The sequence below is a fragment of the Streptomyces sp. ISL-100 genome (assembly GCF_018614615.1).
In the GTDB taxonomy this organism is placed as follows: Bacteria; Actinomycetota; Actinomycetes; order Streptomycetales; family Streptomycetaceae; genus Streptomyces.
The window spans coordinates 1-24,612 of sequence record NZ_JAGGOK010000080.1 but is presented as its reverse complement, the minus strand read 5'-3'; the positions used below and the strand labels follow the sequence as shown (position 1 = coordinate 24,612).

Genomic DNA, 24,612 nt, shown 5'->3' with positions numbered 1-24,612 from the left:
CGACATCCTCGTACGGGCAAGGCCTCCGCGTCACTACCGTTCGAGGGTCAGTGGCCTGACATCGGCGCCTTGGTTCCGGCCGCTCCCGGCGCCCCCGCAGCCGGTGGCAGCAGCGGTCCGCAGTCCCAGGCCTGGAAGATCAGCCGGGTCTCCACGCGGGCGACTTCGCGCCGCGAGGTGAACTCGTCCAGAACCAGCCGCTGCAAGTCCGCCGTGTCCGTCACCGCAACGTGGACGAGATAGTCGTCGGGCCCGGTCAGATGGAAGAGAGCGCGCGTCTCCGGCAGCGCCCTGACGCGCTCCACGAACGGGCCGATGAGCTCGCGCCGGTGCGGGCGAACCTGGACCAGCAGCAGGGCTTCGAGGCCGCGGCCGAGCTTGGCGGGGTCGAGGCGCAGTTGATGGCCGAGAATCACCCCTGAGCGGCGCAGGCGCGTCACCCGGTCCAGGCAAGTGGAAGGCGCGACTCCGACTTCGGCGGCCAGTTCGCGGTAGGTGGTCCGCGCGTCGTTCTGCAGGAGGCGCAGTATGTGCAGATCGACCGGGTCAAGTACGACAGATTCGACCATGGCCCGAACGTAACACGGAGTTCCGACCCTACTTCCCGGTAGCTGTTCAGAGTCATGTCATGAACGCCGACGCCTCGACCACACCCCGGGCCCTGGCCACCGAAGCCGTGCACGCCGGCCGCGAAGACCTCGCGAGGCTCGGCGTGCACGCAGTGCCGCTCGACCTGTCGACCACCTATCCGTCGTACGACAGCCGGGGGGAGGCGGCCAGAATCGACGAGTTCGCCGCCACCGGCGCGCGGCCGGACGGCCCGCCCGTCTACTCCCGTCTCGACAACCCGACCACCGCCCGCTTCGAGGACGCCCTGGCGCGGCTGGAGGGCGCCGAGAGCGCGGTCGCGTTCGCCAGCGGCATGGCGGCGCTCACCGCCGTACTTCTCGTACGGGCGAGCACGGGCCTGCGCCACGTCGTCGCCGTACGGCCGCTGTACGGCTGCAGCGACCACCTGCTGAACGCCGGACTGCTCGGCACCGAGGTGACCTGGGTGGATCCGGCCGGCATCGCGGACGCGATACGCCCCGACACCGGCCTCGTGATCGTGGAGACGCCGGCCAATCCGACGCTCGCCGAGGTGGACATCCGGGCGGTCGCGCGGTCCTGCGGTTCGGTGCCGCTGCTCGTCGACAACACCTTCGCGACGCCCGTTCTCCAGCGGCCCCTGGAGGACGGGGCGCGGATCATCCTGCACAGCGCGACCAAGTACCTGGGCGGACACGGCGACGTACTGGGCGGGGTGGTGGCGTGCGACGAGGAGATCGCGCGTCAGCTGCGTCAGGTGCGGTTCGCGACCGGCGGCGTGCTGCATCCGCTGGCCGGATACCTGCTGCTGCGCGGGCTTTCCACGCTTCCCGTACGAATGCGGGCGCAATCGGCGACGGCGGCCGAGCTGGCCCGGCGGCTGGCCGCCGATCCGCGGGTGGCGCGGGTGCACTACCCGAAGCTCGGCGGCGCGATGGTGGCCTTCGAGGTGTACGGCGATCCGCATGCGGTGATCGCGGGCGTACGGCTGATCACGCCGGCCGTCAGTCTCGGCAGCGTCGACTCGCTCATCCAGCATCCGGCCTCCATCAGCCACCGCATTGTGGCCGAGGGAGACCGGCGGTCCTCGGGGGTCAGCGACCGGCTGCTGCGGATGTCGGCCGGGCTGGAGGACGTTGAGGATCTGTGGCGGGATCTGTGCGAGGCGCTCAGCGCTGCTGGGGGCGCCCGGCCGGTGTCTGTGGCTGCCGTGCCGGTGCCTGCGCCGGTGCCTGCTGGGCGGGACGCGGTCGTACGGTCGCCGTCGACGCAGCCAGCCGCGCGGTGACCACCAGCGTGCCCTCCTCGATCTGGTAGTCGAGGGGCAGGCCGAGGCCACGCATGGCCGCGACCATGCCGGTGTTGGACGACTGGGTGACGGCGTACACGCTCTCGCAGCCCGCCTCGACGGCGAGCGCCACCAGGCGTCGCAGCAGCTCGGAGCCGATGCCGCGGCGCTGCCACGCGTCCTCGACGAGCAACGCCACCTCGGTCTCGTCGCCGTCCCAGAGGAGATGGCCCAGGGCGACGAGGCGGCCGGACGCGGTCTGGACGGCGAGGGTGCGGCCGAAGCGCGGGCTGAGGAGGTGGCTGAGGTAGCGGTCGGCGTCGCCCACCGGGCCGTGGTAGCGCAGGCTCAGGGTGCGGTCGCCGCAGCGGTCGTGCATGGCGCGGGCGGCAGCGAGGTCGTCGAGTCCCGCCCTGCGGACGGTGATCTCGTTGCCCTCGGGGAGGGTCAGGACGTCCTCGCTGCGGGGGATGCGCGGGCCGAGGCGGGCGTCGAGCTCGACGAGGGCGCGGGCGCGCGCGAACTCGGTCGGGGTGAAGGGCAGATAGTGGCGCTCGATGGTGATGGCCCCACCGGACGGGTCGCGCAGTTTCATGACCGTACCGTCGAGTACGCCCTCCACCGGCGCCGTCTCGCCGGTGGGGCGGCCGGTGAGGGTGGTCGCGGGCAGCGAATGGATTGTGCAGCGGCCGAGCAACTGGCGCAGGGCCAGCGGCAGTTCCGCGGCGTCGAGCGCGGTGCGGGTGGCGAGGCCGAGCACCCGGGTGGGGGCGTCGACCAGGTCGTGGGCGTCGGCGCGCTCCAGCCAGGTGTCGGTGCCGCCGGCTGCGGCGACCTCACGGGTGAGCTGGGCGGCCTGGAGCGTGGCGGGGGCGCGCAGCAGCAGCTCGTCGACGGTGCCCTCGGCGAGCGGGTGGGTCTGGAGGGTGAGGATGTCCACCTGGTGCCGGGCCAGGGCGGTGCACAGCAGTGCGAGGCTGCCGGGCGCGTCCTTGACGGTGGTACGCATGCGCCACAGGGCGGTTTCGGGGGCGGGGGTTCCGGTGCCGGGCGTGCTGGCGTTCGTGCCGGCGGTCCTCGTGCCGGCGGTGCTCGTACCAGCACCGGCCGGCGGCGGAGCATGGCTGTGCCGTCGTGCCCACCAGGTGTGGAACCCGGCCGTGGCGGTCAGCACCACGGCCGAGATCACCAGGAGGTACCGCCCGTCCGGTCCGTGCACGATCATGTTCGCGACAGCGTCGGCGACGGCCACCGCCGTGAACAGGGCGGCGAGCTCGACGAGATCCCGCCGCCAGTGGTGCGTGCGGCGGGCCCTCTTGGTCACTTCGGTCATGTTGGTCATGGCACCACTGTGACCGAGCGGTGTTGCGTGATCACGAACGCTTTGTGACTGACGGGTTAAGTGTGCTTCTGGGCAGTTAGTGACCGTTTTCAATCAAATTAGAGTCCGACCCGGCCAGGCCGAAGCACCTTGCTGTACAACACCACGCCTCCCTCGGCGCGCAGCCGCACCGTCAGCTCACCACTCCCGCCGTCGATCTCGACCTCGCCGAAATACTGCGGGGACTCCATGGGGGAGACGTTGGCGCGCGTCGGTGCCTTCAGGAAGACCTGCTCCGGGCCGAAGGTGGCGTCGAGCCGGGTCGCCGGGAAGCCGCCCGCGGCCAGCGGCCCGGACACGAACTCCCAGAAGGGAGCGAAGTCCTTGAACGCCGCGCGGGACGGGTCGTAGTGCTGAGCTGATGTGTAGTGCACATCGGCGGTGAGCCACACGGTGCCGGTGATACGGGCGTGCTTGATGTGACGCAGGAGTTCAGCGATCTGGAGCTCCCTGCCCAGCGGCGCACCGGGATCGCCCTGCGCGACCGCCTCGAAGTTGGCGGCCCCGTCCGGGACGACGATCCCCAGCGGCATGTCGGAGGCGATCACCTTCCACACCGCGCGGGAGCGCGACAACTCCCGCTTCAGCCAGGCCAGCTGCTCGGCGCCGAGGATCCCGGTCGCGTCGTCGGGCTGCCGACCGGGCGAGTTGGCGTTGCGGTACGTCCGCATGTCGAGCACGAAGACATCGAGCAGGGGCCCCTGCCTGACCACCCGGTAGACGCGGCCGTCGTTCTCCTTTCCACCCTCCCCGCGCGCGGGGAGGGTGGAAAGGGGGAAGTACTCGCTGAACGCGCGCATCGACCGCGCGGCGAGTACGTCGACGTTCTTCTCCGTGTAGCGGGCATCGTCGAGGATCTGACCGGGGTACCAGTTGTTGCGTACCTCGTGATCGTCCCACTGCACGATCGAGGGAACCTGCGCGTTGAAACGGCGTACGTTCTCGTCCAGCAGGTTGTAGCGGAAATTGCCGCGGAACTCGTCCAGCGTTTCGGCGACCTTCGCCTTCTCCTGGGTGGTGATGTTCCGCCACACCCGGCCGTCCGGCAGTGTCACGCTCGGCTGGATGACGCCGTCCGCGTAAACCGTGTCGCCGCTGCACAGGAAGAAGTCCGGGTCGAGGCGTCGCATCTCCTCGTACACGCGGTAGCCGCCGATGTCGGGGTTGATGCCCCACCCCTGTCCCGCGATGTCGCCCGACCACAGGAAGCGCACACCGTCGCGTCGTTTGACGGATGCCGTACGAAACGTTCCCTGGAACGCTTCCCCGGTGCGCCGGGGATCGTCGGGATCGGCGAGCGTGACCCTGTAGTGCACCTGCTCGCCCGCCGGCAGTCCGCGCAGTGACGTCGTTCCGGTGAAGTCCGTACCGGGGCCGAGCAGCGGCCCGTGCCATCTGCGGGAGTGGCGGAAGGACTCGGTCGCGGACGTCTCCACGATCATCCGGGCCGGGCGGTCGGACCGTACCCACACCAGCCCCGACGAGCAGGTGACATCACCCGTCTGTACGCCCCACGCCGCGCGGGGGCGGCCGGAAAGCGCCTGGGCGGGCGCGGCGGCGGTGGTTCCGACTGCGGTGGCGGGCAGGGCGAGCGCCGCCGAGGCGGCCAGTGAGCCGCGCAGGACGGTGCGTCGGTCGGGGGACTGGCTCTGCGATCGGCTCTGCGGTCGGCGGTACGGCATCGATGCGCCTCCAGTGACGGTTCGGTCCGAGCATGCGACGCCATGCCTAGTGCCCGGCCACGGCAACCACACGAACCACAAGTGAACAACTGGTCCCGCTGACCGGTCCGACACGCTCCGCTACAGCGGCTCCGCACCCGCCATCAGACGCACCCCGTGACTGATCGCGGACGGCGTCAGATGCGCGTACCCGAGCACCAGTCGTACGCATCCGTCCTGCGACGCTTCCCGGGCAGCCCCGAAGTCGCTCAACGGGCGCACCGCCACCCCCGCACGGGCGGCGTGCTCCAGGAACGCGTGCTCGGGGCCGTACCGATCCGGGAGCCGGACGATGGCGTGTGCAGTCCCGCCGCGATGCCGCTCACCTCCGCTCCGGAGAAGTGCCCGGCGAGGGCGGCGACGAGCGCGTCCCGCCGCTCCCGGTAGGCGCGCTGGCAGCGGCGCAGTTGCCGGTCGTATCCGCCGCTCCCGATGAATTCGGCCAGCAGCGCCTGATCGATCGCGGGATTGCCCAGGTCCATGGTCCGTTTGCGCTCGACGAGTTCGCCCATCAGGTGCGCGGGTACGAGCAGCCAGCCCAGTCGCAGACCGGGAGCCAGCGACTTGCTCACCGACCCCGTGTAGGCGACGCGTTCGGGGTCGAGGCCCTGGAGGGCGCCTACGGGAGTAGGTCCAACACTCTGGGACCTTCCGGGTAGCGGGACGTTTCCGCAGGTCACAAAGGGTCCGGCATGGCTACGGCAGCGAACGTCAGCGCTTCGGGGAATCCCTCCCGCTCTAGGCAGGGTGTGAAGGCACCTACGCACGTCAGCGCGGGCAGGCAACCGACTCCCTTGACCAAGGTTGTGAGGACACCTACGCGCGGGGACGAAACTCCGTCTACGCAGAGCACGACCGACAGCAGGCCGGAAGTGGACCTGTTGCTGAGGAAGTCGAAGATCGTTCGGGAGGGTGAGCGCGCCCTGTCGCTGCGGGCACAGGAAGAGCGGGGGCGACGCTGGGCAGACGAAGAGGGCTACCAGGTCCGCAAGGTCTGGAAAGAGAACCTGTCGGCGTGGTCGGACGTACAGCGCCCGAAGTACGACGCGGCCATGGAGGCCGTGATGAACGGGGAGGTTCCGGCGCTGTGGGTGTACGCGCTCGACCGATTCAGGAAGGGTGCTGAGGCGGTCGTCCCTATCCTGGGTAAGGCGCGGGTCATTTTCGACTACGAGCGTCTTGACTCAATGGATGAGCGGGACCGCCGATGGATCATCGACCGTGCCGAGAATGCCCGCGAATACTCGACCCGCCTTTCGTACAACGTCCGGAACACGAAAGCGCGTCAGCGCAACGAGGGGCGTTGGTTGGCCCGTGCGCCGTTCGGTCTGGTTGCCGACAAGGGACGCGCAAGCTTTCCTCGAACTTGGTGAAGGTCCGGGGCAAGGAATATTCCCCGTGGTCGATCGTTCTCCGCATCTTCACGGAGATAGCGGAAGGTACGTCCTCGCGCGCACTGGCCCGGAAGTTCAACGAAGAGGGAATTAAGTCCTCAACGGGTAAGAGCTGGCGCGCTGACAGTATCCGGGCAATCATCATTCACCCGGCTTACGAAGGGTGGCTTACCGTCTCTCCGGGCGACAAGTCCCACAAGGCTCCGACGCACTACTTCAACGACGCTGGGGAGCGCGTCCGCTGTGTTGAGCCTGACGTGTTGCCGTCCATGGTCTCGGCTGACTTGGCCGACCGTGCCCGACGTGTTCTCAGCGGGCATCAGATCATTGATAACACGCCCCGTCCCGGACGCGTTAAGTCGCTTCTCGCTGGACGGCTCACGTGTGCATCGTGCGGCAAATCCATTGTGGCTGACGGTAAGTCGTACAACTGTCAGCTACGCGCTTCGGGTGGCGCGTGCAACGCTCCCGCGTCGGCATGGCGTACGGCGCTGGAAACCTACGTGGTTGAACGCTGGATTGCCCGCATAGGCAATGCTGACTTTGACGACCCGCTCATGATTGCCGTTGCAGAGCGCTGGCAGGCGCTTACGCGCCCGAAGGAAACGACGGAGATACGGGAAGCCACGGCAGCTCTCAAGTCCGCCGAGAAGGCGCTAGACAAGTTCCATGACGATGACCGCGCGGGCTTCTACGCGGGACGTTCCGCGAAGTACCGCATACCCGCGAAGACGGAAGCTGAGGAACGGCTGACGGCAGCGGAACAGCGCGTAAAGGAACTGTCCGGTGGTCCGGTGGATATCAGCTTCCTGATGAACGGGTACGCGCGGGAAGCCTGGGAGGCAGCGGACGACGCGCTGAGGCGTGACCTCCTCGCGCTTGCCATCGACCACGTGAAGGTGTCCAAAGCTCCGGGGCAAGGTGTGCGGTTCGACGGCCGCGCACGCTGCGATATCGAGTGGGCGATGCCCGCTGAGCAAGAGGACTTCTCAGAAGCCGCGTAGGGCCGCCTGAGCCCCGAACTAGCCCCGTTGGTCCCCCGTGACCAGTGGGCTTCTTCGTGCCCGCAGGAAGCCGCTGCGCTCTCAGGCAACCGACACTTTAGGTCCAATTCGAAGACCGTTCGGCCCCGGCCTCGCGCTGGGGCTTTTCTCGGCTCCACTCTGCGCAAGTTGTGCAAGCAACGGAGCGAGTGACGGATGACGGTCACATTTCCGGTTGCCGTTTCACGTGAGACCAGATGCACACACGTAACTTGCTCACCTTGCAAAGCTCCTGCTTACAGCGGGATCGGAGTTGTGTGTTTCTTGCTCATCGTTTGCCAATCTCTTGAACCTCTCTTGCAAGACAGCGGGGGAGAACACTTTCCGAAAGGATGCGAATGGAAGAGCTGAAGAGTTCCAGCGTGGGCAACTGGGCCGAAGCCATTGAGGAAGCAGCGCGACGCCACCTCAGTGCGCCCGTCCTGTGGTGCCCCGCTTCGCGTTGCTGGGTGGAGGGGAAAGCGCCCTACGCGCCACTTGACCCAGCCCTATGGCGCGTCCACATGTCGTCGTTTCTCAATACGCTCGAAATGCACGCGGACGGCCCCGGAGAGTTCGGCATTGCCGAAGAGGGGAAAGAGCGCGTGTCTTCCCGCTCGAAACATCCCACATGGGAACGCATGGCCCGTTCGATCCGCTACGCGTCCGGCCCCGTGACGCGGGACCTGAAAGAGGTCTTGTCCGGCGCGCCCGCTTTCCGGCGTGAGTCCGCTATGACGCCTGAGTGCTGGCTCAAGCTGTGCGAACAGTCAGCGGGCGGTTTCGTTTCCCGTCGTGACCTGATAGCCGCTTTCCGGCGGGACTGCCCTGATGCTGCCATTGGGGAGCGCGCCTTTCTCGTCTCGCCAAGCCCTCGGACGAGACGGCCGTTTCGGCCCTATGGGTGCGCGTGGCCCGTGGGGTTTCAGGGTGCGCCTGCCTCGCTGATACCCGACTCAATCTAGCCTCTGCCCCGGCTTCTCAACCGGGGCTTTTCTATGCCCGCAGACAGGATGGCTCCCGCATGTACTACAACCCAACTGGCGTGACAGAGAACGAGATTGAGGCGCTCATTGACTCTCCTGACGAACTGACCGAGCACAGAGACCCCGCGCTTGTCCGGGCGTTCATGCAGTGGGACACCAGTCGCTCAATGCAGGGCGAGAGTGGACCGGTAGGAGTGCGTTCTGGCTTTGCCCGTGGCTCGTACCGGCTCATAGCCGATCCGTTCCGGCCCTTGTGGGAATTCCCGCCCGCGCTGCGTAGGGACGTGCTCCGCTCTCGGCTGATCATCCGTCGCCGCGAAGCGCGCCCCATGCCTTGGACGACGAAGGGCGGAACTATCTGCGTGGTGGAGGGCGTGAAGGTCTTCACGGGCGCGTGCCTGATGTGTCACCAGGCCTACGAGGAGAAGCGTCCGGAAGGGCAGAAGCGCCGTTGGCCGCTGTATTGCTCCGGCTGCAAGGTGGAGCGTGAGCGGCAGCGTAAGCGCGAATGGGCCGCGAAAAGGCGCGCTCAGAACAAGGCCGCGTAGACGTTTACTAATCCCCTTGAAGGGGCTTTCGGAGAATTTCATCTCAGCCCCCAGCCGGCTCGGACCTGCAATTTCACAGTCCGGGCCTTTCTGTTGCCTTCAAGAGGATAGTAAGGGGCCTTCGGTGAATCATGCCGAGATCGCACGCATCGCCTTTGAGAAGCGGGAAGTCGCGACTAACAAGCTTCGCGAACTAACGGACCGAGTGGGGAAGCGTTCGCTCACTTCCCCTGAGCGGAACGAAGAGACGCGCCTACTGGACGACATCAAGGAGGACGACGACAACGCCAAGCGTCACATTGCCGCGTCTGTCGCTGAGGAAATGGCCATGCGAGTCACGTCCCCGCTTCACGAGATGGGGACTACGCGCGGCCTTTCCCCCAACCGGTCCACTGTTCCTGGCGTGAGCGCTGGGGAGATGCTGAGCCGGTCTATCTCCGAGTCGCGTGGAATTACCACGACCGGCACCGGTAAGGCGTTCTCTCCCGAAGAGACGGCCCGCAACTTCGTTGACCTTCTCGCGCCTCAGTCGGTCGTCATGCAGAGCGGCGTTCAGCGCGTCCAGACCAGTGCGGAGACGTACGCGTTTCCCGTGATCCGCTCGGACTTCTCGGCTGGGTTCGTCGGTGAGCTTGACGACCTGCCTACGGGTGGTTTCGGCGCTGACCCGCTCAAGGTGACGCCGAAGAAGATTGCTGCCGCTGACATGCTCGCCAACGAGCTTGTGCAGGACGGGGGTTCGAGCTTCCTCAACCCTGTCGCGAAGTCGCTTCTCCGTTCCGTCGCGCTGGGCTTCGACCGTGAGGCGCTGGTTGGCACCGGGGCCGGTAAGGGCTTCACCGGAATTGCTCAGACTGCCGGTATCCAGACTCACGCTGTCGTCGGTGGACTCAAGGACCTTGACCCCTTCGTCACGGCTTTCGGCAAGCTGGAAGCGGCGAATGCGAAGGCCACCGCAATTGTGATGAGCCCCACCGCGTGGGCCGGTCTTATGGCGCTGTGTGAGGCGTCCGGTTCGCTCAAGCCGCTTCTGAGTGAGTCGGCTGGTTCGCCTACTGCTGGCATTCAGCGGTCGATCCTCGGCGTGCCGGTTTGGCTTTCTTCGTTCATGCCGGACGCTGACATTCTCGCCTATGAGGCGGATCAGGTCTTTGCCGTTTGGCGCAAGGATGCCGGTTTCCAGATATCCGAACAGTTCGGATTCCTCAAGGACGGCACGGCTGTCCGCGCGATTGCCCGCGCCGCAATCGCTGTCCCGAACGCTGCCGCTGTCTGCAAGATCACCGTCTCTGCCTAATAGGAGTTCAACCCATGTCTTTCTTCAACACCACTGAGCCGACCGTGACTGTCCGCATGACCGGCTATATGAGTTACGGCCCGACCAATAACGGCATCCCCTCTCACGTCCTTGAGAACGGCGAGACGTACAACGTGCCGAAGGGTGAGGCTGAGTGGCTTCTCTCCACTGAGCTTGCCGAACTGGCCTAATACCTATGTTCGTTGAACTGCTCTCAGGGGTGCACATTGACAGTGTGCCCCTGGGGGCGGGTATGCGCGTGAAGTGTCCCGCCGATGTAGGGGGGTACCTCATCGAAAAGGGGTGGGGTCGAAAGGTAGGCACTCCCCATAAACTCAGTGACGGACGACTACTCGCCTTCAAGGTGCGCGAGATTCCGGGCACAGGTGAAGAGTTCAGCGAGTGGTCATCCTGGATGCGCCCGGCGTGGGTTCGGCCGGATGGTCGCGCAGTGCTCAGCGAAGATGACAGGCAATGGGTTCCGGCACGCTGCCGATCCTGCCCGCGCTACTCGTACGCGCCGAAGGACAAGATACCTTCCGACGCTGAGCGCGACTCACGTCGGATGCGTGGGTCATTCACTGCAAGCATTGCCGCCCTTGCTCTTGACTCGTGATCACGCGAATGATTCAGGGTGACTCGTGCTGATCCTCGCTGAGGCAGGGCGTATGCGGGTCGAAAGTTCCCGTCATTGCCGCTCAGCGATCCCGGTCCCAGCACGGAAAACGCGTCCGTCCCGGACAAGCCTTTCCAGACTGTCCGCTAACTCGAAAGGCAAGCGCATGAAACGAAGGTGCGCGCACGCCCCGTGCGATGCGCCGATTCCCTCTGATGCCGATCGGCGTACCCGCTATTGCAGCGAGGCGCACCGGAAGGCGGCAGCACGCAACCGGAAGGCAACCGCCACGGCATCCAAGAATCGCCCTGAGTCCGTCTCAGCGGACGCGGAGCGCTACCCGGCACTCCGGGCCGTCTGGGACGCCGTAGCCGCTCAGATCGCGTCACGGTCCCCGGTTCGTCCGGCGTGCCCGTGGCACACCCGCTCTTGCGATTCCTGGGGCAGCTCGACGCGGCCTTGTCGGCACACGAGAAGACGGCCGACCCTGCCGCTTCGGCCGACCCCATCGACGCTGCCCGCGCGGCTGCCGTCGTTGCTCTGGATGCGTACCGCCGTGGCGAGTGACGAACTCCGGGAACTGTGCTGCGAGTTGGCCGAGCGCGAAGTTCCGGAGGCACACCCGCTGTGGCCGGTCTTCGCCATGCTCTACCGGCTCGAACTCCGCACGGAAGCAAGCCCGTTGGACCTGTTCACGGTCGGGTGCTGCCCCCGGCACTTCTGACCCTTGCCCCCGATGGCTGCCCGTGCTGGGTGGTCGTTGGGGGCTTTCGGCATTTCTGTCACCAGGCGTGATTGCCAGTCGGCAAGGAGGGGTGAGTGATGCCGCTATGTCCAAATTTTGCAAGGTTCAGCCGGCGAAAAGCCTGGCTACATAGAGTGACCCACTGCTAGCTACCGCTTTCGAGTGCTTTCAGGCCCTGGTACGCCTCCCGCAGGTCTGGGGCTTCCGGCAACTGCCGGGTTTCCACAGCCTTGACGACTTCAAGCGCACGCCAATGGTTCGAGGGGACAATGCGACCGGACATTATTGCCCGCTGAGCTGCATTACACGCTTCGTCCAGACGGTCACCACCAAGCAGAGCCAAAGCCAAATCGATATTGGCTGATGCCACCCGACGCGGCCATTTGTGAATATCGTCAGCGGGGGCCAGCCTGGCAATTACTTCCCGCGCATACGTCTCGGCAGCAGGGTCGCCAATCCAAGCTAGCGTCGTTGCCGTGTAGGCGAGTGATTTACCGGGGTCGTATTGGTAGTGGTGTTCGGTTCCCTTTCTCGGTACGAGTGCAGCCGACATTCGCTGAACCCGTTCGATGGCAACGTAAGTCTCTTTCGTCTCACCTAGGCGCGCTCTTGCCCTCCCCTCTTGAGCTGTCGCCTGAATGGCAACTGAACTTCCTACCGGGGCAAGCTTTTGCGCGACTTGGGACAGCTCAAGTGCGCGACCATATTCGCCGTCTGTCAGGACTCGCCAAGCATCCGTCTCGTAGCACCATGCTTGGATTTCAGAATGTTCGGCGTGCTGGGCAAGCGTGGCAGCCGACTGCAACCGGGCCGTAGCCGCGTGCTCCTGGTTAAGGTCAATATGGAGCGTCGCGCCCAATAGCTGAAACCAGCCCCCGACAACGAACAAGCGCCGTTGTTCACCAAGGGTCATGCGTGCGTCCATGAGGTGCGCGACATACGCGGAGTGTTTCCGCACACGTTCCAAAAGGGCTTGCGGCGGAGACACCGGATATTTCATGGCGAGTTCGTCAAAGGCGCGTTCAAGTCGGTCGAGGGTTTCCGACCCAACGTCGCTCGCCCCCACGCGACGCGCCAATTCAAACGCTTCAAATTCGTCGTCAGTAGCGGGCGCGGTGACGGCAAGCCATCCATTAGCAGGCTGTTGGGGCGCGTAGGCATCCGGAGTGAGAAGCGCGTCAAGCTCTTTGGCTGTGACGCCCAAAGCCTGAGCGATCTTTGGCCTTTGCCATGGCTGTGGGCCATGGTCGCCTTTTTCCCAGCGCTGGACTGTAGAACGGTCTACGCCGACCACTTCCGCGAATTGCTCTTGATTCAATCCGCACGCCTTCCGGCGCTCCGCGAATCTCCGTCGCCTGCTGGTCATCCTGCCCGTCCTCTCCGTCCGGGTCCTGTCCGCCCCTGGTCAGCGTAGCCACTGCGGCCGGTGTGCGGCCCGGTGTGCGGCGGAACTGCGGCCTTTCTGCGGTGGTGCTGACCAACTCCACGCGCTTCTCTGGGCCAACACCCGAGAGCAGCACCGGACGGTTGAGGGAGCAAGCGGGATGGCGACCATGGCGGAAGGCTTACCGAAGCGTGTACCCCACGTTGACGCGACGGAGCTTGAGACGGGCGTTGCCCGGGGCGACTTCTGGCGACTCACGCCGGACACGGTGAGCTTGCCTAACCGGGTACCGCTGCCCTCATGGGTGCCGCGTGGTCCGTATGCCAAGCCAACGCGCCTTCTGCTGAAGGAAGTTGAGTCCGGACTAAGGCGGGTTCTGATGGTCTGCAACGAGCACACCGCGTCGGCCCCGGCGCTGCCGGACCCCAACCTTGAGCCCGTGCCCGTGGATGGCTGTGGTGTCTGTGCCGCACTGGCCAAGCAGCGCGAGACCGCCCGCACGGCGGGGAGCCCCGTCACGGTCCGGAGCTGCAACGCGGAGTTGCAGAACCACCCGCACCGCAGATCCGTGGACCGGAAATGAGCCCTCAAACGGCCGTTGCGCCCGTTCGTAAGCCATGGTCCCGGAAAGCCCCGGAGAAGCCCGCAGCGGAGCCCCTAGGGCCACCGAAGGAGTATTGCGGGCAGTGCACTGGGCACCGTGAAGTCAGGTGTCCTGACTGCTGGGGATTTGCTGGCTGCCGGACGTGCCGGGGCACATGCAAGGTGGCGTGCTCCCGTTGCGCTGGTGGGAAGTTGGAGCCAATCCGATGGTGAGGCGCGTTGTTGGCCGCTTCGCTTGGCCCATTTTCGTATTCGGCGTGGCCGTCGCTTGCGGCGTGATTCTCACCCTTGCCGCTACGGGCACCCTATGAGCTCCGTCCCTGCCGGACGTAGCCGAATTCGAGGCTCCCCCGTCTTCGATTCGGAATCCCGGCAGGGACGGTGAGAACCCCCGCCCCGGTTTCGGAAACCCTGGACAGGTCGAGTGGCCGGGGCGGGTCGCAGAACGGCGCGGGGACCGTCTCCCCGCACGTACGGCGAAGGGATAGGCACCATGACCGCAATCCCCGAATTCGAGTTCCACACGTCCAACGCGTGCAAGTACGACCCCAACGACCGCCGGTGCGTCGAGGTGGCGATCAACGTTCCTGACAAGGTGGCGGTCCGCAACTCCGTGACCGGTCAGACGGTCGAGTTCACGGCCGTTGAGTGGACCGACTTCCTGAGCGGTGCCAAGCTGGGTGAGTTCGACCTGTCGGCGTAGGAGTTGGCCCATGATTCAGTGCCCGCATTGCGGCAGTGACGCTGTACCCGACCCTGAACATGAGCGGGTGATCTGCTGCCTGTCGTGCTGGCACACCTGGGCACTCCCGAAGGAGACGAGCTGTCCGGGCTTCCTGCCCCGCCTCATGCCCGCGCTGCGGGTACTTGACGAGTACAGGGACCTGAACCGCTGAGTCCCACAACGGCCCCGTCTGTGCGCTGCCCCCGTGGCGCATGGGCGGGGCTTCTCGCTGCGCTGACCTGCACACATGTCAAGTTGCCAGGGTGTAGGGTCCACCGGGGCGCGGTCGTAGCGGAAATCGCCGTCGTAGTCGTCCTCGACGACCAGTCCGTCCACCGCGCGCGCCCAGCCGAGGAGTTCCGCCCTGCGCTCCGCCGAGTAGCCGATACCCAGCGGGAACTGATGGGCGGGCGTGGTCACCACGGCGCGCACCCCGCTGTCGTGCAACGGCCCTGTGGCCAGTCCCCCGGCGTCGAGTGGCAATGGGACAGCGCTGACCCCGGCGGACGCGAACAGCGCCGTGTGTTCCGGGCTGCCCGGGTCCTCGACCCCCACGCTCGCCTGTCCCCGTCCCTGCTCCCGCTCCCGCAGGACGAAGCCGAGTAGCGTCATCGCCTGCGCCACACCGGAACAAACCAGCAGCCTCTCGGGATCGGCGACCGCACCTCGGCGCCGTGTGAGCAGCCCGGCGAGGGCCGAGCGCAGCTCCGGCAGCCCGCGCGGATCGGGGTAACCGAGGGCATGGTGCGGCAGGTTCCCGAGAACGCTCCGGTGGGTGGACGCCCAGGCCGTTCGCGGGAAGAGCGAGAGATCGGGCGTTCCCGGGCGGAAGTCGACCCGTACGCCGGGGGCGCGCCGCGCCAGATCGCGCGCCTCGCGCGCGGCGGACCGTGCCGCGCCCCCGACCCACGTTCCCGCGCCCCTCCCGGTGCGCAGATACCCCTCGGCGGTGAGTTGTTCGTACGCCTCGGTGACCAGCCCGCGCGAGACGCCGAGATCGGCCGCGAGCTCACGGCTCGACGGCATGCGCGTCCCGGCTGCCAGCCGCCCCGACCTGACCGCCTCGCGCAGCGCCGACTGCAACGTCCGGCCGCGCTGCCGCGCCGGCGCCGAAGCGGCGGGCAACAGGAACTCCCACGCGGGGGACCGGTCCGGGCCCTGCGCCGCCGCTGAATTGGTCCCCGATAGCGCCATGGAAGTGGACCTTAAACCAGCCCGGTGTGCTGCCTAGCGTCGTTCCCATGAACAGCACATCCGTAAGAGGGGCGCTTCTCGCGGCCTTCGCCTGTGTTCCTTGTGGGGGGTTCCTTCTCCGCCAACAGCGTTCTTGGCGACTACCCGTACGCGGGCGGCCAGGCGCTGCGCTACGGCCTCGCCTGTCTGCTCCTGCTGCCCCTCCTCGGCCGCGCAGGCGCCACCCCGCTCCGGAAACTGACCCGTCGCCAGTGGGGCAGGGTGGCTCTGCTCGCCGCCGTCGGAATGGTCGGCTTCAACCTGGCCGTCCTGGCCGCGGAGCGCACCGCGGAACCCGCGGTCCCCGGCGTCTTCGTCGGCTGCGCCCCGGTGGTCGTCGCCGTACTGGTGCAGCTCCTGGACGGCCGCCGCCCCACCCGCCCCGTCGTGCACGGCGCCCTGTTGGTCGCCGCCGGGGCGTTCTCGGTGCAGGGGTGGGGGCGTACCGACGCGTCCGGGATCGGCTGGTCCGTCGCCGCACTCGTCGGCGAGGTCGGCTTCGCCGTGATCGCCGTTCCCGTACTGCGGCCGCTGGGCCCGAAGCTGCTCTCCGCCGCGGCCTGCGGTGTCGCCGCCGTCGAGTCCACCGTCATCGGGCTCCTCCACGACGGCGCCGACTGGCTGCGCATGCCGGGGCCGGTCGAGGGCATGGCGCTGCTGTGGCAGGCCGTCGTCGTCACCGTCGTCGGCTTCGTGTGCTGGTACATGGGCGTGCAGCGGATCAGCGCCGAACGGGCGACGCTCTTCTCCGGACTGATCCCCGTAGCGGCCGCCATGACCGCTCCGCTCGTCGGAACAGGCTCCTACGGCGCCGCGCAGATCGCGGGCAGCGTGCTCGTCGGCGCCGGGGTCGGCCTCGGCTCCGGGGTTTTCGGCGGGCGCGCCCGGGGCGTGTCAGCCGCTCGTGTCGAGGATGACCCGGGCCACCAGCGCGGGGTCGTCGTTCATCGGAACGTGGCCGCAGCCGGGCAGCCTGACCAGCCGGGCGCCGGGGATCGCGTGCTTGGCCCTGACGCCCTGGCGGCGCAGCAGCAGCCGGTCACGGCTGCCCCAGGCGACGGTTACGGGTATGCCGGGAACGTCGTCGGTGAACAGGACGCTGCGGCCCGCCGAGAGCGTCTCGCTGAACCCGGTCGCGTCGCGCAGCGCCAAGGTCTCGGCGACGACGGCCTCCGGTGAACGCCATCCGGGCCGCGCGTAGATGGTGCTCGTGAGCGCGGCCCGGCCGACGGCCGTGCGCGCCATGCGCTCCACGACCGGCAGCGGGAGATTCTGAGCCCCGAACCGCATCCCGCGCAGCGCGCCGAAGGCGTAGCGGCGCTCGCTCTCCGTCCAGAAACCGGCGGGGGACAGCGCCGTCACCGACCGCACGAGCTTTTCGCGGCCCAGCTCCAGGGCGAGCAGGCCGCCGAGGGAGTTTCCCGCCACATGGGGGCGCTCGATGCCCAGCGCCTCGCACAGCGAACCGAGTACGGGAACGACCGTCGACAAGTCGTAGGAGAGGCCGTTGGGGAGCGCGGTCGACCCGCCGAAACCGGGCAGGTCCACAGCGATCACGTCGCGCTCGGCGGCCAGCGCGGAGAACACCGGCTGCCACGCCTGCCAGTGATGGCCTATGCCATGCAGGAGCAGCAGCGGCTCGCCGGCGCCCGCCCGTTCGTACGCGACGCAGAGCGTGTGACTGCCCGTGGGGGACTCGATGCTGAAGGAGACCTTTGCGGCCATGCTGCTGCTCCCTGGGTGGGGTCGGCGCTAGACAACGTGTCAGCAACAATTACCGTTGAGTAGCTTGGAGTTCAAGAGGCCGGACAGTTCCGGCCGCGACGTACCCGTGCTGCCTGGACATGGCGGGAACGGTCGGATGGGATGGAGGTGTGACTGCCGACACCGTGACCGACGTCTTCGAAGAGCACCGCCCCGTTCTGACCGGGGTGGCGTACAGGATGCTCGGCCGCGTCGCCGACGCCGAGGACGTCGTGCAGGAGGCGTGGCTGCGCTGGTCTGCCCGGGCGCGCGACGACGTACGGGAACCACGCCCCTATCTGGTGCGGATCACCACCCGGCTCGCCATCGACCGGCTGCGGCACGTACAGGCAAGACGCGAGGCGTACGTCGGGCCGTGGCTCCCCGAGCCGCTCGAGACGGACTTCGGTGCGACCGTCGAGGACACCGCGGAACGCGCGGTTCTCGCCGACTCCGTCTCGCTCGCGGTACTCGTCGTTCTCGAGTCGCTCTCCCCGCTGGAGCGCGCGGTGTTCGTACTGCGGGAGGCTTTCGGCTTCCCGTACGGCGAAATCGCAGCCACCCTGGAACGCTCGGAATCGGCCGTACGGCAGCTCTCGGGACGCGCCCGGCGGCATGTGGAGGAACGTAGGCCGCGCTTCGACGTGGATCCCGCGGAACGACGGGACCTCACCGAACGGTTCCTCGCCGCCGCGTCGGGAGGAGACCTCGACGCGCTGCTCGCACTGCTCGCGCCGGACGTCAGGCTCGTCGGCGACAGCGGCGGCAAGGCCAAGGCGCCGCTGCGGGTCATCGAGAGCGCCGACAAGGTGGGCCGTTTCCTGTTCGGGGCGGCCAGGAAGGGCATCCCTGAGGGCGAGTTCCGCTTCCTGGAAGTCAACGGCGGTCCGGCGCTGCTCGTCCTCTCCGGCGGAAAGCCCGACTCGGTCTTCCAGCTTGACGTCGTGGACGGCCTCATCCAATGCGTCTACATCGTGCGAAACCCGGACAAACTCGCCGCACTCGCCGCGTAAGGGCGGCGCCCGTCCTGTGCTGATTGGTCTTGACCAAGGCAGACCCCGGACTTATGGTCGCAGAGTTAGTGCAGGAACCTTTAATAAACAAGGGCGCGGAAACTCGCCCGGGGACCAGGCCGATTGCGGAGGATCAGGGTGGGGACCACGCAGCTCGATACGGTGCCGGAGCCGAAGTACTGGCACCTCAAGACCGTGCTCAGCGAGGCGCTCGACTCCGATTTCGCGGTCGGTGAGATCCTGCCCAACGAGCGCGAACTCGCCGCGCGCTTCGGCGTCGCGCGTGCCACGCTCCGCCAGGCGCTCGAACAGCTGGAGCTCGAAGGCCGCTTGCAGCGCCGCCGCGGCGTGGGGACCACCGTCGCCCCGCCGCGCGTGGGGGTGGACGTCGGGACCTCGCAGCACGGCTGGCCGGGAGCGACCGGCGACTCCTGGCAGCCCCTCGACTGCACCAGTGCCGTCCCCCCGGCGGCAGTGGCCCGCATGCTCGACGGCGACTTCGACGATGAGGTCCACACGGTCCGCCGGATCCGCGTATCGCACGGCCAGCCGGTCGCGGCCGAGCTGCTGTACGTCCCCGTCGCCTCCGTGCCGGACCTCGCGGCCATTGAAGCGCCCTCGGGCGCCGCCCGCGCGCGGAGCGTGCTGCGGGAGTTGCAGCGCCTCGGAATGGACGGCCAGGACCGCGCCGTCGAGCTTGGCTCGGCCCGCGCGGACGACGCGAAGGAGCTCGACCGCCTGCCGGGCGCGCCCGTCCTCGTCGTCACCACGCGTTACTTCGCCGAGGGCAGGACCGCCGCCGTCTCGGTGGCCACCTACCGGGCGGACACCTGCCGGCTCACCTTCGGTGACTCGGGCGACCTGGAGATCAGCCACCACACCCAGGAGCGCAGGGCCTCCTGATTCCGCGGTGAGCCCGAACGTCGTACGGCACGGCCCATCGCACTCAGCGGCGGGCCGTCACCGTTTTCTCGACGGCGAAGAGCTCTTCCTCGACATGGTCGAGGGCGAGGCGCAGCGCCCCCGTCGCCACCGCCGCCTCACCCAGCACCGACAGCGCCACCCGGGGCGGACGCAGGCAGTAGCGCGCCAACTCGCCGCGCAGCGGCTCCAGTACGCCATCGATACCGGCCGCCCACCCGCCGATCACGACCAGCTCGGGGTCGAGCGCCAGGACCAGCGCCGCCACACCGTGCACCAGCCGCTGGATGAACCGCTCGACGGCCTCCTGCGCGGCGGAGTCACCCTGCCTGGCGCGCCGGAAGACGGTGGCCACGGCCTGTTCGTCGAGGGGGAGCACCGGCTCGTCCGTCGTCGACAGCAGCATCTCCGGCGTTGCCTCGCGGCCCAGCAGATGCAGCGCTCCGATCTCGCCGGCCGCGCCGCCGAACCCCCGGTGCAGCCGCCCGCCGATCAGTGATCCCGCGCCCGGGCTCAGCCCGGCCAGTACGAAGACGATGTCGTCGGAGTCGACGGCAGCGCCCTTCCAGTGCTCGGCGACCGCCGCCGCGTTGGCGTCGTTCTCGACCAGCACGGGGCAGCGGAAGGACCGGCGGAGCCGCTCGCCGAGCGGCAGCCCGGTCCAGTCGGGAAGGGCCGTTCCCAGCCGCACTGTCCCGTCGGCCTCCACAATGCCCGGGGCCCCGACCCCGACGGCACGCAGTGAGCTGCGCGGAACGCCGGCTCGGCGCAGGACGTCGGCGACCATGGCGCGCACCCGCTCCAGCCGCTCGTCCGCCGAGGCGGTCTCGGACACGGTGCGTGAGCCGGCGCCGATGACACGGCCGTCGAGGCCCGACAGCAGGGCAGCGATGCGGTGCGGACCGATCTCGACGCCCATCAGGTGCCCCGCCTCGGCGCGGAACCGGAACCTCCGCGCCGGCCGGCCCCGCCGCCGCGCCTCGCCGTCCTCGGGCGGGGCCTCGACGACGAGCCCCGTCTCCATCAGCCCCTCGACCACACCCTCGACCGTCGGCCGGGAGAGGCCCGTGATGCGCGTCAGGTCAGTGAGCGTCGGGGAGCCGGCGCCCCGCAGGGCGTGCAGCACCACAGCGGAATTGATCCGCCGCAGCAATGAGGGGTCCCCGCCGGTCAACCGCCCCACGGTGTGTCCTCCCAGCTCGCGCGCTTGTTTTGCCGGATCGTACTCGCTGGTTACGAGCACTGCGAGCGCCGCCCGACCAGGCGTTCGCGCCGGGGCGCGTCAGCTCGGGGAGACGAATCCGGACTCGTACGCGGCGATGACCGCTTGCGTGCGGTCACGAGCCCCCAACTTGGCCAGCACCGCGCTGACGTGGGTCTTCACCGTTTCCGTGCCGACGACGAGCTGCGCGGCGATCTCGGCGTTGGACAGACCGCGCGCCATCAACCGGAGCACCGCCCCCTCCCGCTCGGTGAGCGCGGCCCGGTCGAGGTCCGCCCGCGCCTTGTTGCTGCCGAACTCGGCGGCGAGAGCGCGGACCGCGGCGGGAAACAGCAGCGACTCCCCCTCGGCGATCAACCGCACCGCGTTCACGATCTCCGAGGGCCGGGCGCGCTTGATCAGAAATCCGTCGGCCCCGGCCCGCAGTGCCTCGTACACGTACTCGTCGTTCTCGAAGGTCGTCACCACCAAGATCTTCGGCGGCGAGTCCACGGTGCGCAGCACTACCCGGGTCGCCTCGATGCCGTCCATCAGAGGCATCCGTACATCCATGGCGACCACGTCGGGCCGCAGCCGGCGCACCAGTGGCACGACCGCGGCGCCGTCGGCCGCCTCTCCCACCACCTCGATATCGGGCTGTGCCTCCAGGACTGCGCGCAAACCCGCGCGCACAAGAGGCTCGTCGTCGACCAGAAGCACGGTAACCGGCATCCGGTCAGCGTATTCGGTCCAGCGGCAGGCTCGCGTGCACCACCCATTCGCTTTTGTACGGACCGGTCTTGGCCTTCCCGCCGAGCAACGCGGCCCGCTCCCTGATCCCGCGCAGGCCACTGCCGCCGCCGGGCGAACCCGCTGATGTGCTCAGCGGATTGGACACCTCGAGCTCCAGCCAGTCGTCCGCGACGGCCATCCGGACCCGGACCGGCACAGCACCGGAGTGGCGCAGCACGTTGGTGAGCGACTCCTGAAGGATGCGGTAACCCTCGCGTGAGACCGGTGCCGGCACCTTGGCCAGTGGCCCTTGTACGTCGACGTCGAGCTTCGCCCCCGATGCGCGGGCCGACTCGAACAGGCGGCTTGCCTCGACGAGGGTCGGCCGCTGGGTGGCGGGGGTCCGCTGCTCCCGCAGCACGCGCAGCACCCGCTCCAGGTCGTCCAGCGCGTCCCGCCCGGTCTCCTCGATCGCTGCCAGCGCCCGGTCGGTGAAGTCCGGGTCTTTCGCTGTTCGTGCCGCGGCCGCCTGGACGACGGCCACGGTCAGGGCATGACCGATGGAGTCGTGCAGCTCGCGCGCGATGCGATTACGTTCCAAGAGCTGCTCGGTGCGCTCCTCCAGGGCCAGCAACCGCTCCTTGGGGGACGGCCCCAGCAGTCGACGGGCGATGGCGGTGACCACGTCTCCGAGGGCTGGCATGCAGGCCAGCATGGCCACGATCGGCAGCGGCGCGAGCAGCGCGTACCACCAGTGCGGTTCAAGGGTTGTCAGCGGCCTGACGTTGCCGTCGGCGCGGCGGAACGACAGCGTGAGCAGATCAATGGCGAGGACCGGCAGCCATACGGTGATGAGCGTGGCCACCGCCGCAAGGGCGAGCCTCACCTGGATCCAGAGCACCACCCGCCGGCGCTCTGCCCACGTGGCGGACGCCGCGGCGGCGATCCGGGCGTCGGGCCGGCCCCGTTCCTCGGGCGTCAACAACAGCTGTGCTTGCAGCCCTTCCTCCAGCCGTACCGCGGGGATCAGACCGACCGGCAGCATCACGAGCGCCGGCACGTACCACGTGTCGATGGAGATGAATATCCACACACTGAAGATCAACACCGGGATGCACAGGTGCAGCCATCGTGTGTAGGTGACCCCGTGGGCCAGCCGGCGGAAATAGCGGAACATGCGGCCATCGTGCCAGGAGACCGGAGTTCAACGGCTCCCCCGCGCGGGGGAGATGATCCCCTCGGACGGGGGAGGCCACCGGTACGGGACGAGCGCCAGTCTGGACCCATGAACAGCATCGACGTCCAAGATCTGACCAAGGAGTACGGCACCAAGCGCGCCGTGGACCGGCTCACGTTCAGTGTGCGGCCCGGCCGGGTGACCGGCTTCCTCGGCCCCAACGGCGCGGGCAAGTCCACCACGATGCGGCTCGTCCTCGGCCTCGACCGGCCCACCTCGGGCACGGCCACCATCGGCGGGCGCCAGTACACGCGCATCGACGACCCGCTGCGCGAGGTGGGGGCGCTGCTCGACGCCCAGTCGGCCCACGGCTCGCGCACCGCCCGAAACCATCTGCTGGCCCTCGCCGTCAGCAACGAAATACCCGTGCGCCGAGTCGGCGAGGTGCTGGAGGAGGCCGGCATCGCGGAGCTCGCGGGCAAGCGGATCAAGACGTTCTCGCTAGGTATGCGCCAGCGGCTCGGTATCGCCGCCGCACTGCTCGGTGACCCCGAAGTGGTGATCCTGGACGAGCCGTCGAACGGCCTGGACCCCGAAGGCACCATCTGGACCCGTGAATTGCTGAAGCGACTCGCCCGTGAGGGCCGAACTGTCCTGGTCTCCAGCCACCTGATGAACGAGACCGCGTCCCTCGCCGACCACCTTGTCGTCCTCGGCAAGGGCAGGCTGCTCGCCGACACCCCCATGCGGGAGTTCCTCGACGCCCGCAGCCGCCCCCGGGTCCGGGTGCGCACCACCGAGTCGAGCCGACTCGGCGAGGTCCTGACACGCAGGGGATACACGCCGGTTCGTGGCGACGACGGCCGCTGGGTCGTCGACGGGGTGAGGGCCGAGGAGATCGGCGTGATCGCCGCACACGAAGGGATTCCGATCCTCGGACTCTCCGACGAACAGGCCACGCTGGAGCAGGCCTATCTCGACCTCACAGCCGAGGAGACCGAATTCGCGTCCGTCGCATCCTCCACTTCCTCAACTCTTCCCTCGACCGGCCAGGAGGCCTGAATCATGTCGACCATCGCAGTCCTCCACTCAGAGTGGATCAAGATCAAGTCGGTGCGGGCATCCGCCGGTTCGCTCATAGCGGTCTTCGCCGTCACCCTCGCCATCACGGTGCTCGCGTATGCCACCGTCGGCCAGGCCGAGGCCGACAACGACGGATACGACCCCGTGTTCGGCGCCTTCTACGCCCTGAACTTCGGCCAGTTGGCCGCCATCAGTTTCGGAGCGACCGCGCTGTCCTCGGAGTATCTCAACGGCGCCTTGCGGGTCTCGCTCGCGGCGGTGCCGCGCAGAGGGCTCTTCTACTCGGCGAAGATGGTGGTCACGGGCGGGCTCGCGCTCGTCGTCGGGTTCGCCACCAGCTTCGCTTCCTTCCTGACGGGACAGGCGTTCATGGGGGAGTACGCCATCGGCCTCGGCGACCCGGGCGTGCTGCGCGCCTGCGTCGGCAGCGGTATATATCTCGCGCTCATGGCGCTCCTCGCCGCAGGTCTCACCGCACTGCTGCGCAGCGGCGTCGCCGTCCTCAGCCTGCTCATCCCCTTCATTCTGATCGTCTCCTTCGTGGTCGGGGACATAGCCGGAGGAGTCGCCCAGTATCTGCCGGACCGCGCGGGGCAGCAGGTGCTGCACCTGAACCCGGAGGGCGATCTCGGGGCGTGGACGGGGCTCGCGGTGACCGCGGCCTGGGCAGCGGCCGCGCTGCTCGCCGGGTGGTGGGCCGTGCGCCGTCGCGACGCCTGACGGCAGGCCAATTGTCAGTGCCGGGAGGTTTACTGACGACATGAGCACCGCACGGTATCTCGCCCTCATAGACCTGCTGCGCGCACAGGGATTACCGGCACAACGCCGCAGGTCGGACACCGGATTCAGCGGACCCGGCTATCACACGGCCCAGCTGAGCGCGGCCGACGAGCTGGGGGACGAGGACGCCGCTCAGCGTCTGGAGATGCGGGAACAGTGCGTGGCGGAGCACGAGGCGCTGCTGGCCGTGCTCGGTGACCAGTGGGGTGAGCCCCAGGTCTTCAGCCTCTGGAGTGTGCTGGAACGGAGCATCTCGGGAGAGGAGATACCGGCGCCCTGGGAGGAGTTGAGCGCGGGGTTCGACAGTCTGCACATCTGGCGGGCCGACGGCAGATGGGTAGCGGTGGGACTGGCACTGGAGAACGAGGGGGCGTCGTACGAGCTGCTGGCGGTCATCACCGAGGTAGACCCGCCCTAGAAGGCCGCTGAAGA

At 68.0% G+C, this 24,612-nt stretch carries 23 protein-coding genes and 2 pseudogenes; 15 read left to right on the top strand and 10 right to left on the bottom strand.

Annotated elements, in window-relative coordinates; all coding sequences use genetic code 11:
* Window positions 1-47 precede the first annotated feature (47 nt).
* Window positions 48-569 (bottom strand): Lrp/AsnC family transcriptional regulator, encoded by a 522-nt coding sequence (locus J7E89_RS32755; protein ID WP_214978722.1) that lies wholly within the window; start codon window positions 567-569, stop codon window positions 48-50.
* Window positions 570-628: 59 nt separating this feature from the next.
* Here J7E89_RS32755 and J7E89_RS32750 point away from each other — a divergent pair, with 59 nt between their 5' ends.
* Window positions 629-1,876, top strand: a complete 1,248-nt coding sequence (locus tag J7E89_RS32750; RefSeq protein WP_214978720.1) for a PLP-dependent aspartate aminotransferase family protein — start codon at window positions 629-631, stop codon at window positions 1,874-1,876.
* On the opposite strand, the gene J7E89_RS32745 is transcribed toward J7E89_RS32750, so the two are convergent.
* The 3 genes and pseudogenes from J7E89_RS32745 to J7E89_RS32735 all read right to left on the bottom strand — a co-directional run.
* On the bottom strand, window positions 1,758-3,209 hold the full coding sequence (locus J7E89_RS32745; protein ID WP_214978780.1) for a GNAT family N-acetyltransferase: 1,452 nt from the start codon (window positions 3,207-3,209) through the stop codon (window positions 1,758-1,760). The genes J7E89_RS32750 and J7E89_RS32745 overlap by 119 nt on opposite strands.
* A gap of 107 nt (window positions 3,210-3,316) precedes the next feature.
* A complete protein-coding gene (locus tag J7E89_RS32740) occupies window positions 3,317-4,939 on the bottom strand; it encodes an alkaline phosphatase (RefSeq protein ID WP_214978718.1) in 1,623 nt (540 codons plus the stop codon).
* A gap of 120 nt (window positions 4,940-5,059) precedes the next feature.
* Window positions 5,060-5,604: pseudogene (locus tag J7E89_RS32735) on the bottom strand (aminotransferase class I/II-fold pyridoxal phosphate-dependent enzyme); the annotation flags it as partial.
* Between the two features lie 246 nt (window positions 5,605-5,850).
* Between J7E89_RS32735 and J7E89_RS32730 the strand changes: the two are divergent.
* The 6 genes from J7E89_RS32730 (at window position 5,851) to J7E89_RS32705 (ending at window position 11,565) form a co-directional block, all read left to right on the top strand.
* A complete protein-coding gene (locus J7E89_RS32730; protein WP_214978716.1) occupies window positions 5,851-6,351 on the top strand; it encodes a recombinase family protein in 501 nt (166 codons plus the stop codon).
* Complete coding sequence (locus J7E89_RS32725; RefSeq protein ID WP_308315676.1) at window positions 6,348-7,376, top strand: recombinase family protein; 1,029 nt, start codon at window positions 6,348-6,350, stop codon at window positions 7,374-7,376. The genes J7E89_RS32730 and J7E89_RS32725 overlap by 4 nt, the downstream gene beginning before the upstream one ends.
* Before the next feature lie 1,042 nt (window positions 7,377-8,418).
* Window positions 8,419-8,928 (top strand): hypothetical protein, encoded by a 510-nt coding sequence (locus tag J7E89_RS32720; protein ID WP_214978712.1) that lies wholly within the window; start codon window positions 8,419-8,421, stop codon window positions 8,926-8,928.
* Window positions 8,929-9,052: 124 nt separating this feature from the next.
* Window positions 9,053-10,225 (top strand): phage major capsid protein, encoded by a 1,173-nt coding sequence (locus tag J7E89_RS32715; protein ID WP_214978709.1) that lies wholly within the window; start codon window positions 9,053-9,055, stop codon window positions 10,223-10,225.
* Between the two features lie 14 nt (window positions 10,226-10,239).
* Window positions 10,240-10,416, top strand: coding sequence for a hypothetical protein (locus J7E89_RS32710; RefSeq protein ID WP_214978707.1), 177 nt, complete (start codon window positions 10,240-10,242; stop codon window positions 10,414-10,416).
* Window positions 10,417-11,385: 969 nt separating this feature from the next.
* Window positions 11,386-11,565 (top strand): hypothetical protein, encoded by a 180-nt coding sequence (locus J7E89_RS32705; RefSeq protein ID WP_214978705.1) that lies wholly within the window; start codon window positions 11,386-11,388, stop codon window positions 11,563-11,565.
* Window positions 11,566-11,731: 166 nt separating this feature from the next.
* Here J7E89_RS32705 and J7E89_RS32700 read toward each other — a convergent pair whose 3' ends face one another.
* Window positions 11,732-12,952, bottom strand: coding sequence for a helix-turn-helix transcriptional regulator (locus J7E89_RS32700; RefSeq protein ID WP_214978703.1), 1,221 nt, complete (start codon window positions 12,950-12,952; stop codon window positions 11,732-11,734).
* Between the two features lie 397 nt (window positions 12,953-13,349).
* On the opposite strand from J7E89_RS32700, the gene J7E89_RS32695 reads away from it, so the two are divergent.
* Together J7E89_RS32695 and J7E89_RS32690 are read left to right on the top strand one after the other, a co-directional pair.
* Window positions 13,350-13,553: a hypothetical protein gene (locus tag J7E89_RS32695; protein WP_214978702.1), complete on the top strand. Its 204-nt coding sequence runs from the start codon at window positions 13,350-13,352 to the stop codon at window positions 13,551-13,553.
* Window positions 13,554-14,066: 513 nt separating this feature from the next.
* A complete protein-coding gene (locus J7E89_RS32690) occupies window positions 14,067-14,276 on the top strand; it encodes a DUF397 domain-containing protein (protein ID WP_214978700.1) in 210 nt (69 codons plus the stop codon).
* Window positions 14,277-14,291: 15 nt separating this feature from the next.
* Here J7E89_RS32690 and J7E89_RS32685 read toward each other — a convergent pair whose 3' ends face one another.
* Complete coding sequence (locus tag J7E89_RS32685; protein WP_251061410.1) at window positions 14,292-15,491, bottom strand: PLP-dependent aminotransferase family protein; 1,200 nt, start codon at window positions 15,489-15,491, stop codon at window positions 14,292-14,294.
* 93 nt (window positions 15,492-15,584) lie between these two features.
* Here J7E89_RS32685 and J7E89_RS41365 point away from each other — a divergent pair.
* Window positions 15,585-16,328 (top strand): annotated as a pseudogene (locus tag J7E89_RS41365) (EamA family transporter); the annotation flags it as partial.
* A 96-nt stretch (window positions 16,329-16,424) separates the two neighbouring features.
* On the opposite strand, the gene J7E89_RS32680 reads toward J7E89_RS41365, so the two are convergent.
* On the bottom strand, window positions 16,425-17,255 hold the full coding sequence (locus J7E89_RS32680) for an alpha/beta fold hydrolase (protein WP_214978698.1): 831 nt from the start codon (window positions 17,253-17,255) through the stop codon (window positions 16,425-16,427).
* 149 nt (window positions 17,256-17,404) lie between these two features.
* Between J7E89_RS32680 and J7E89_RS32675 the strand changes: the two genes are divergently transcribed.
* On the top strand, window positions 17,405-18,286 hold the full coding sequence (locus tag J7E89_RS32675; protein WP_214978696.1) for an RNA polymerase sigma-70 factor: 882 nt from the start codon (window positions 17,405-17,407) through the stop codon (window positions 18,284-18,286).
* Between the two features lie 138 nt (window positions 18,287-18,424).
* Window positions 18,425-19,189 (top strand): GntR family transcriptional regulator, encoded by a 765-nt coding sequence (locus J7E89_RS32670; RefSeq protein WP_214978694.1) that lies wholly within the window; start codon window positions 18,425-18,427, stop codon window positions 19,187-19,189.
* 43 nt (window positions 19,190-19,232) lie between these two features.
* Here J7E89_RS32670 and J7E89_RS32665 read toward each other — a convergent pair whose 3' ends face one another.
* The 3 genes from J7E89_RS32665 to J7E89_RS32655 all read right to left on the bottom strand — a co-directional run bounded on the left by J7E89_RS32665 (window position 19,233) and on the right by J7E89_RS32655 (window position 22,317).
* Complete coding sequence (locus J7E89_RS32665; protein WP_214978692.1) at window positions 19,233-20,390, bottom strand: ROK family transcriptional regulator; 1,158 nt, start codon at window positions 20,388-20,390, stop codon at window positions 19,233-19,235.
* Window positions 20,391-20,489: 99 nt separating this feature from the next.
* Window positions 20,490-21,140 (bottom strand): response regulator transcription factor, encoded by a 651-nt coding sequence (locus tag J7E89_RS32660; RefSeq protein WP_214978690.1) that lies wholly within the window; start codon window positions 21,138-21,140, stop codon window positions 20,490-20,492.
* Between the two features lie 4 nt (window positions 21,141-21,144).
* On the bottom strand, window positions 21,145-22,317 hold the full coding sequence (locus J7E89_RS32655; protein ID WP_214978687.1) for a sensor histidine kinase: 1,173 nt from the start codon (window positions 22,315-22,317) through the stop codon (window positions 21,145-21,147).
* A 108-nt stretch (window positions 22,318-22,425) separates the two neighbouring features.
* On the opposite strand from J7E89_RS32655, the gene J7E89_RS32650 reads away from it, so the two are divergent.
* From J7E89_RS32650 to J7E89_RS32640, 3 genes are read left to right on the top strand one after another with little or no spacing between them, the layout of a single operon-like run.
* Complete coding sequence (locus tag J7E89_RS32650) at window positions 22,426-23,379, top strand: ABC transporter ATP-binding protein (RefSeq protein WP_214978685.1); 954 nt, start codon at window positions 22,426-22,428, stop codon at window positions 23,377-23,379.
* 3 nt (window positions 23,380-23,382) lie between these two features.
* On the top strand, window positions 23,383-24,120 hold the full coding sequence (locus tag J7E89_RS32645) for an ABC transporter permease (RefSeq protein WP_214978683.1): 738 nt from the start codon (window positions 23,383-23,385) through the stop codon (window positions 24,118-24,120).
* 40 nt (window positions 24,121-24,160) lie between these two features.
* Entirely contained in the window at window positions 24,161-24,598 is a 438-nt protein-coding gene (locus J7E89_RS32640; protein ID WP_214978681.1) for a hypothetical protein, read from the top strand.
* Window positions 24,599-24,612: the final 14 nt, after the last annotated feature.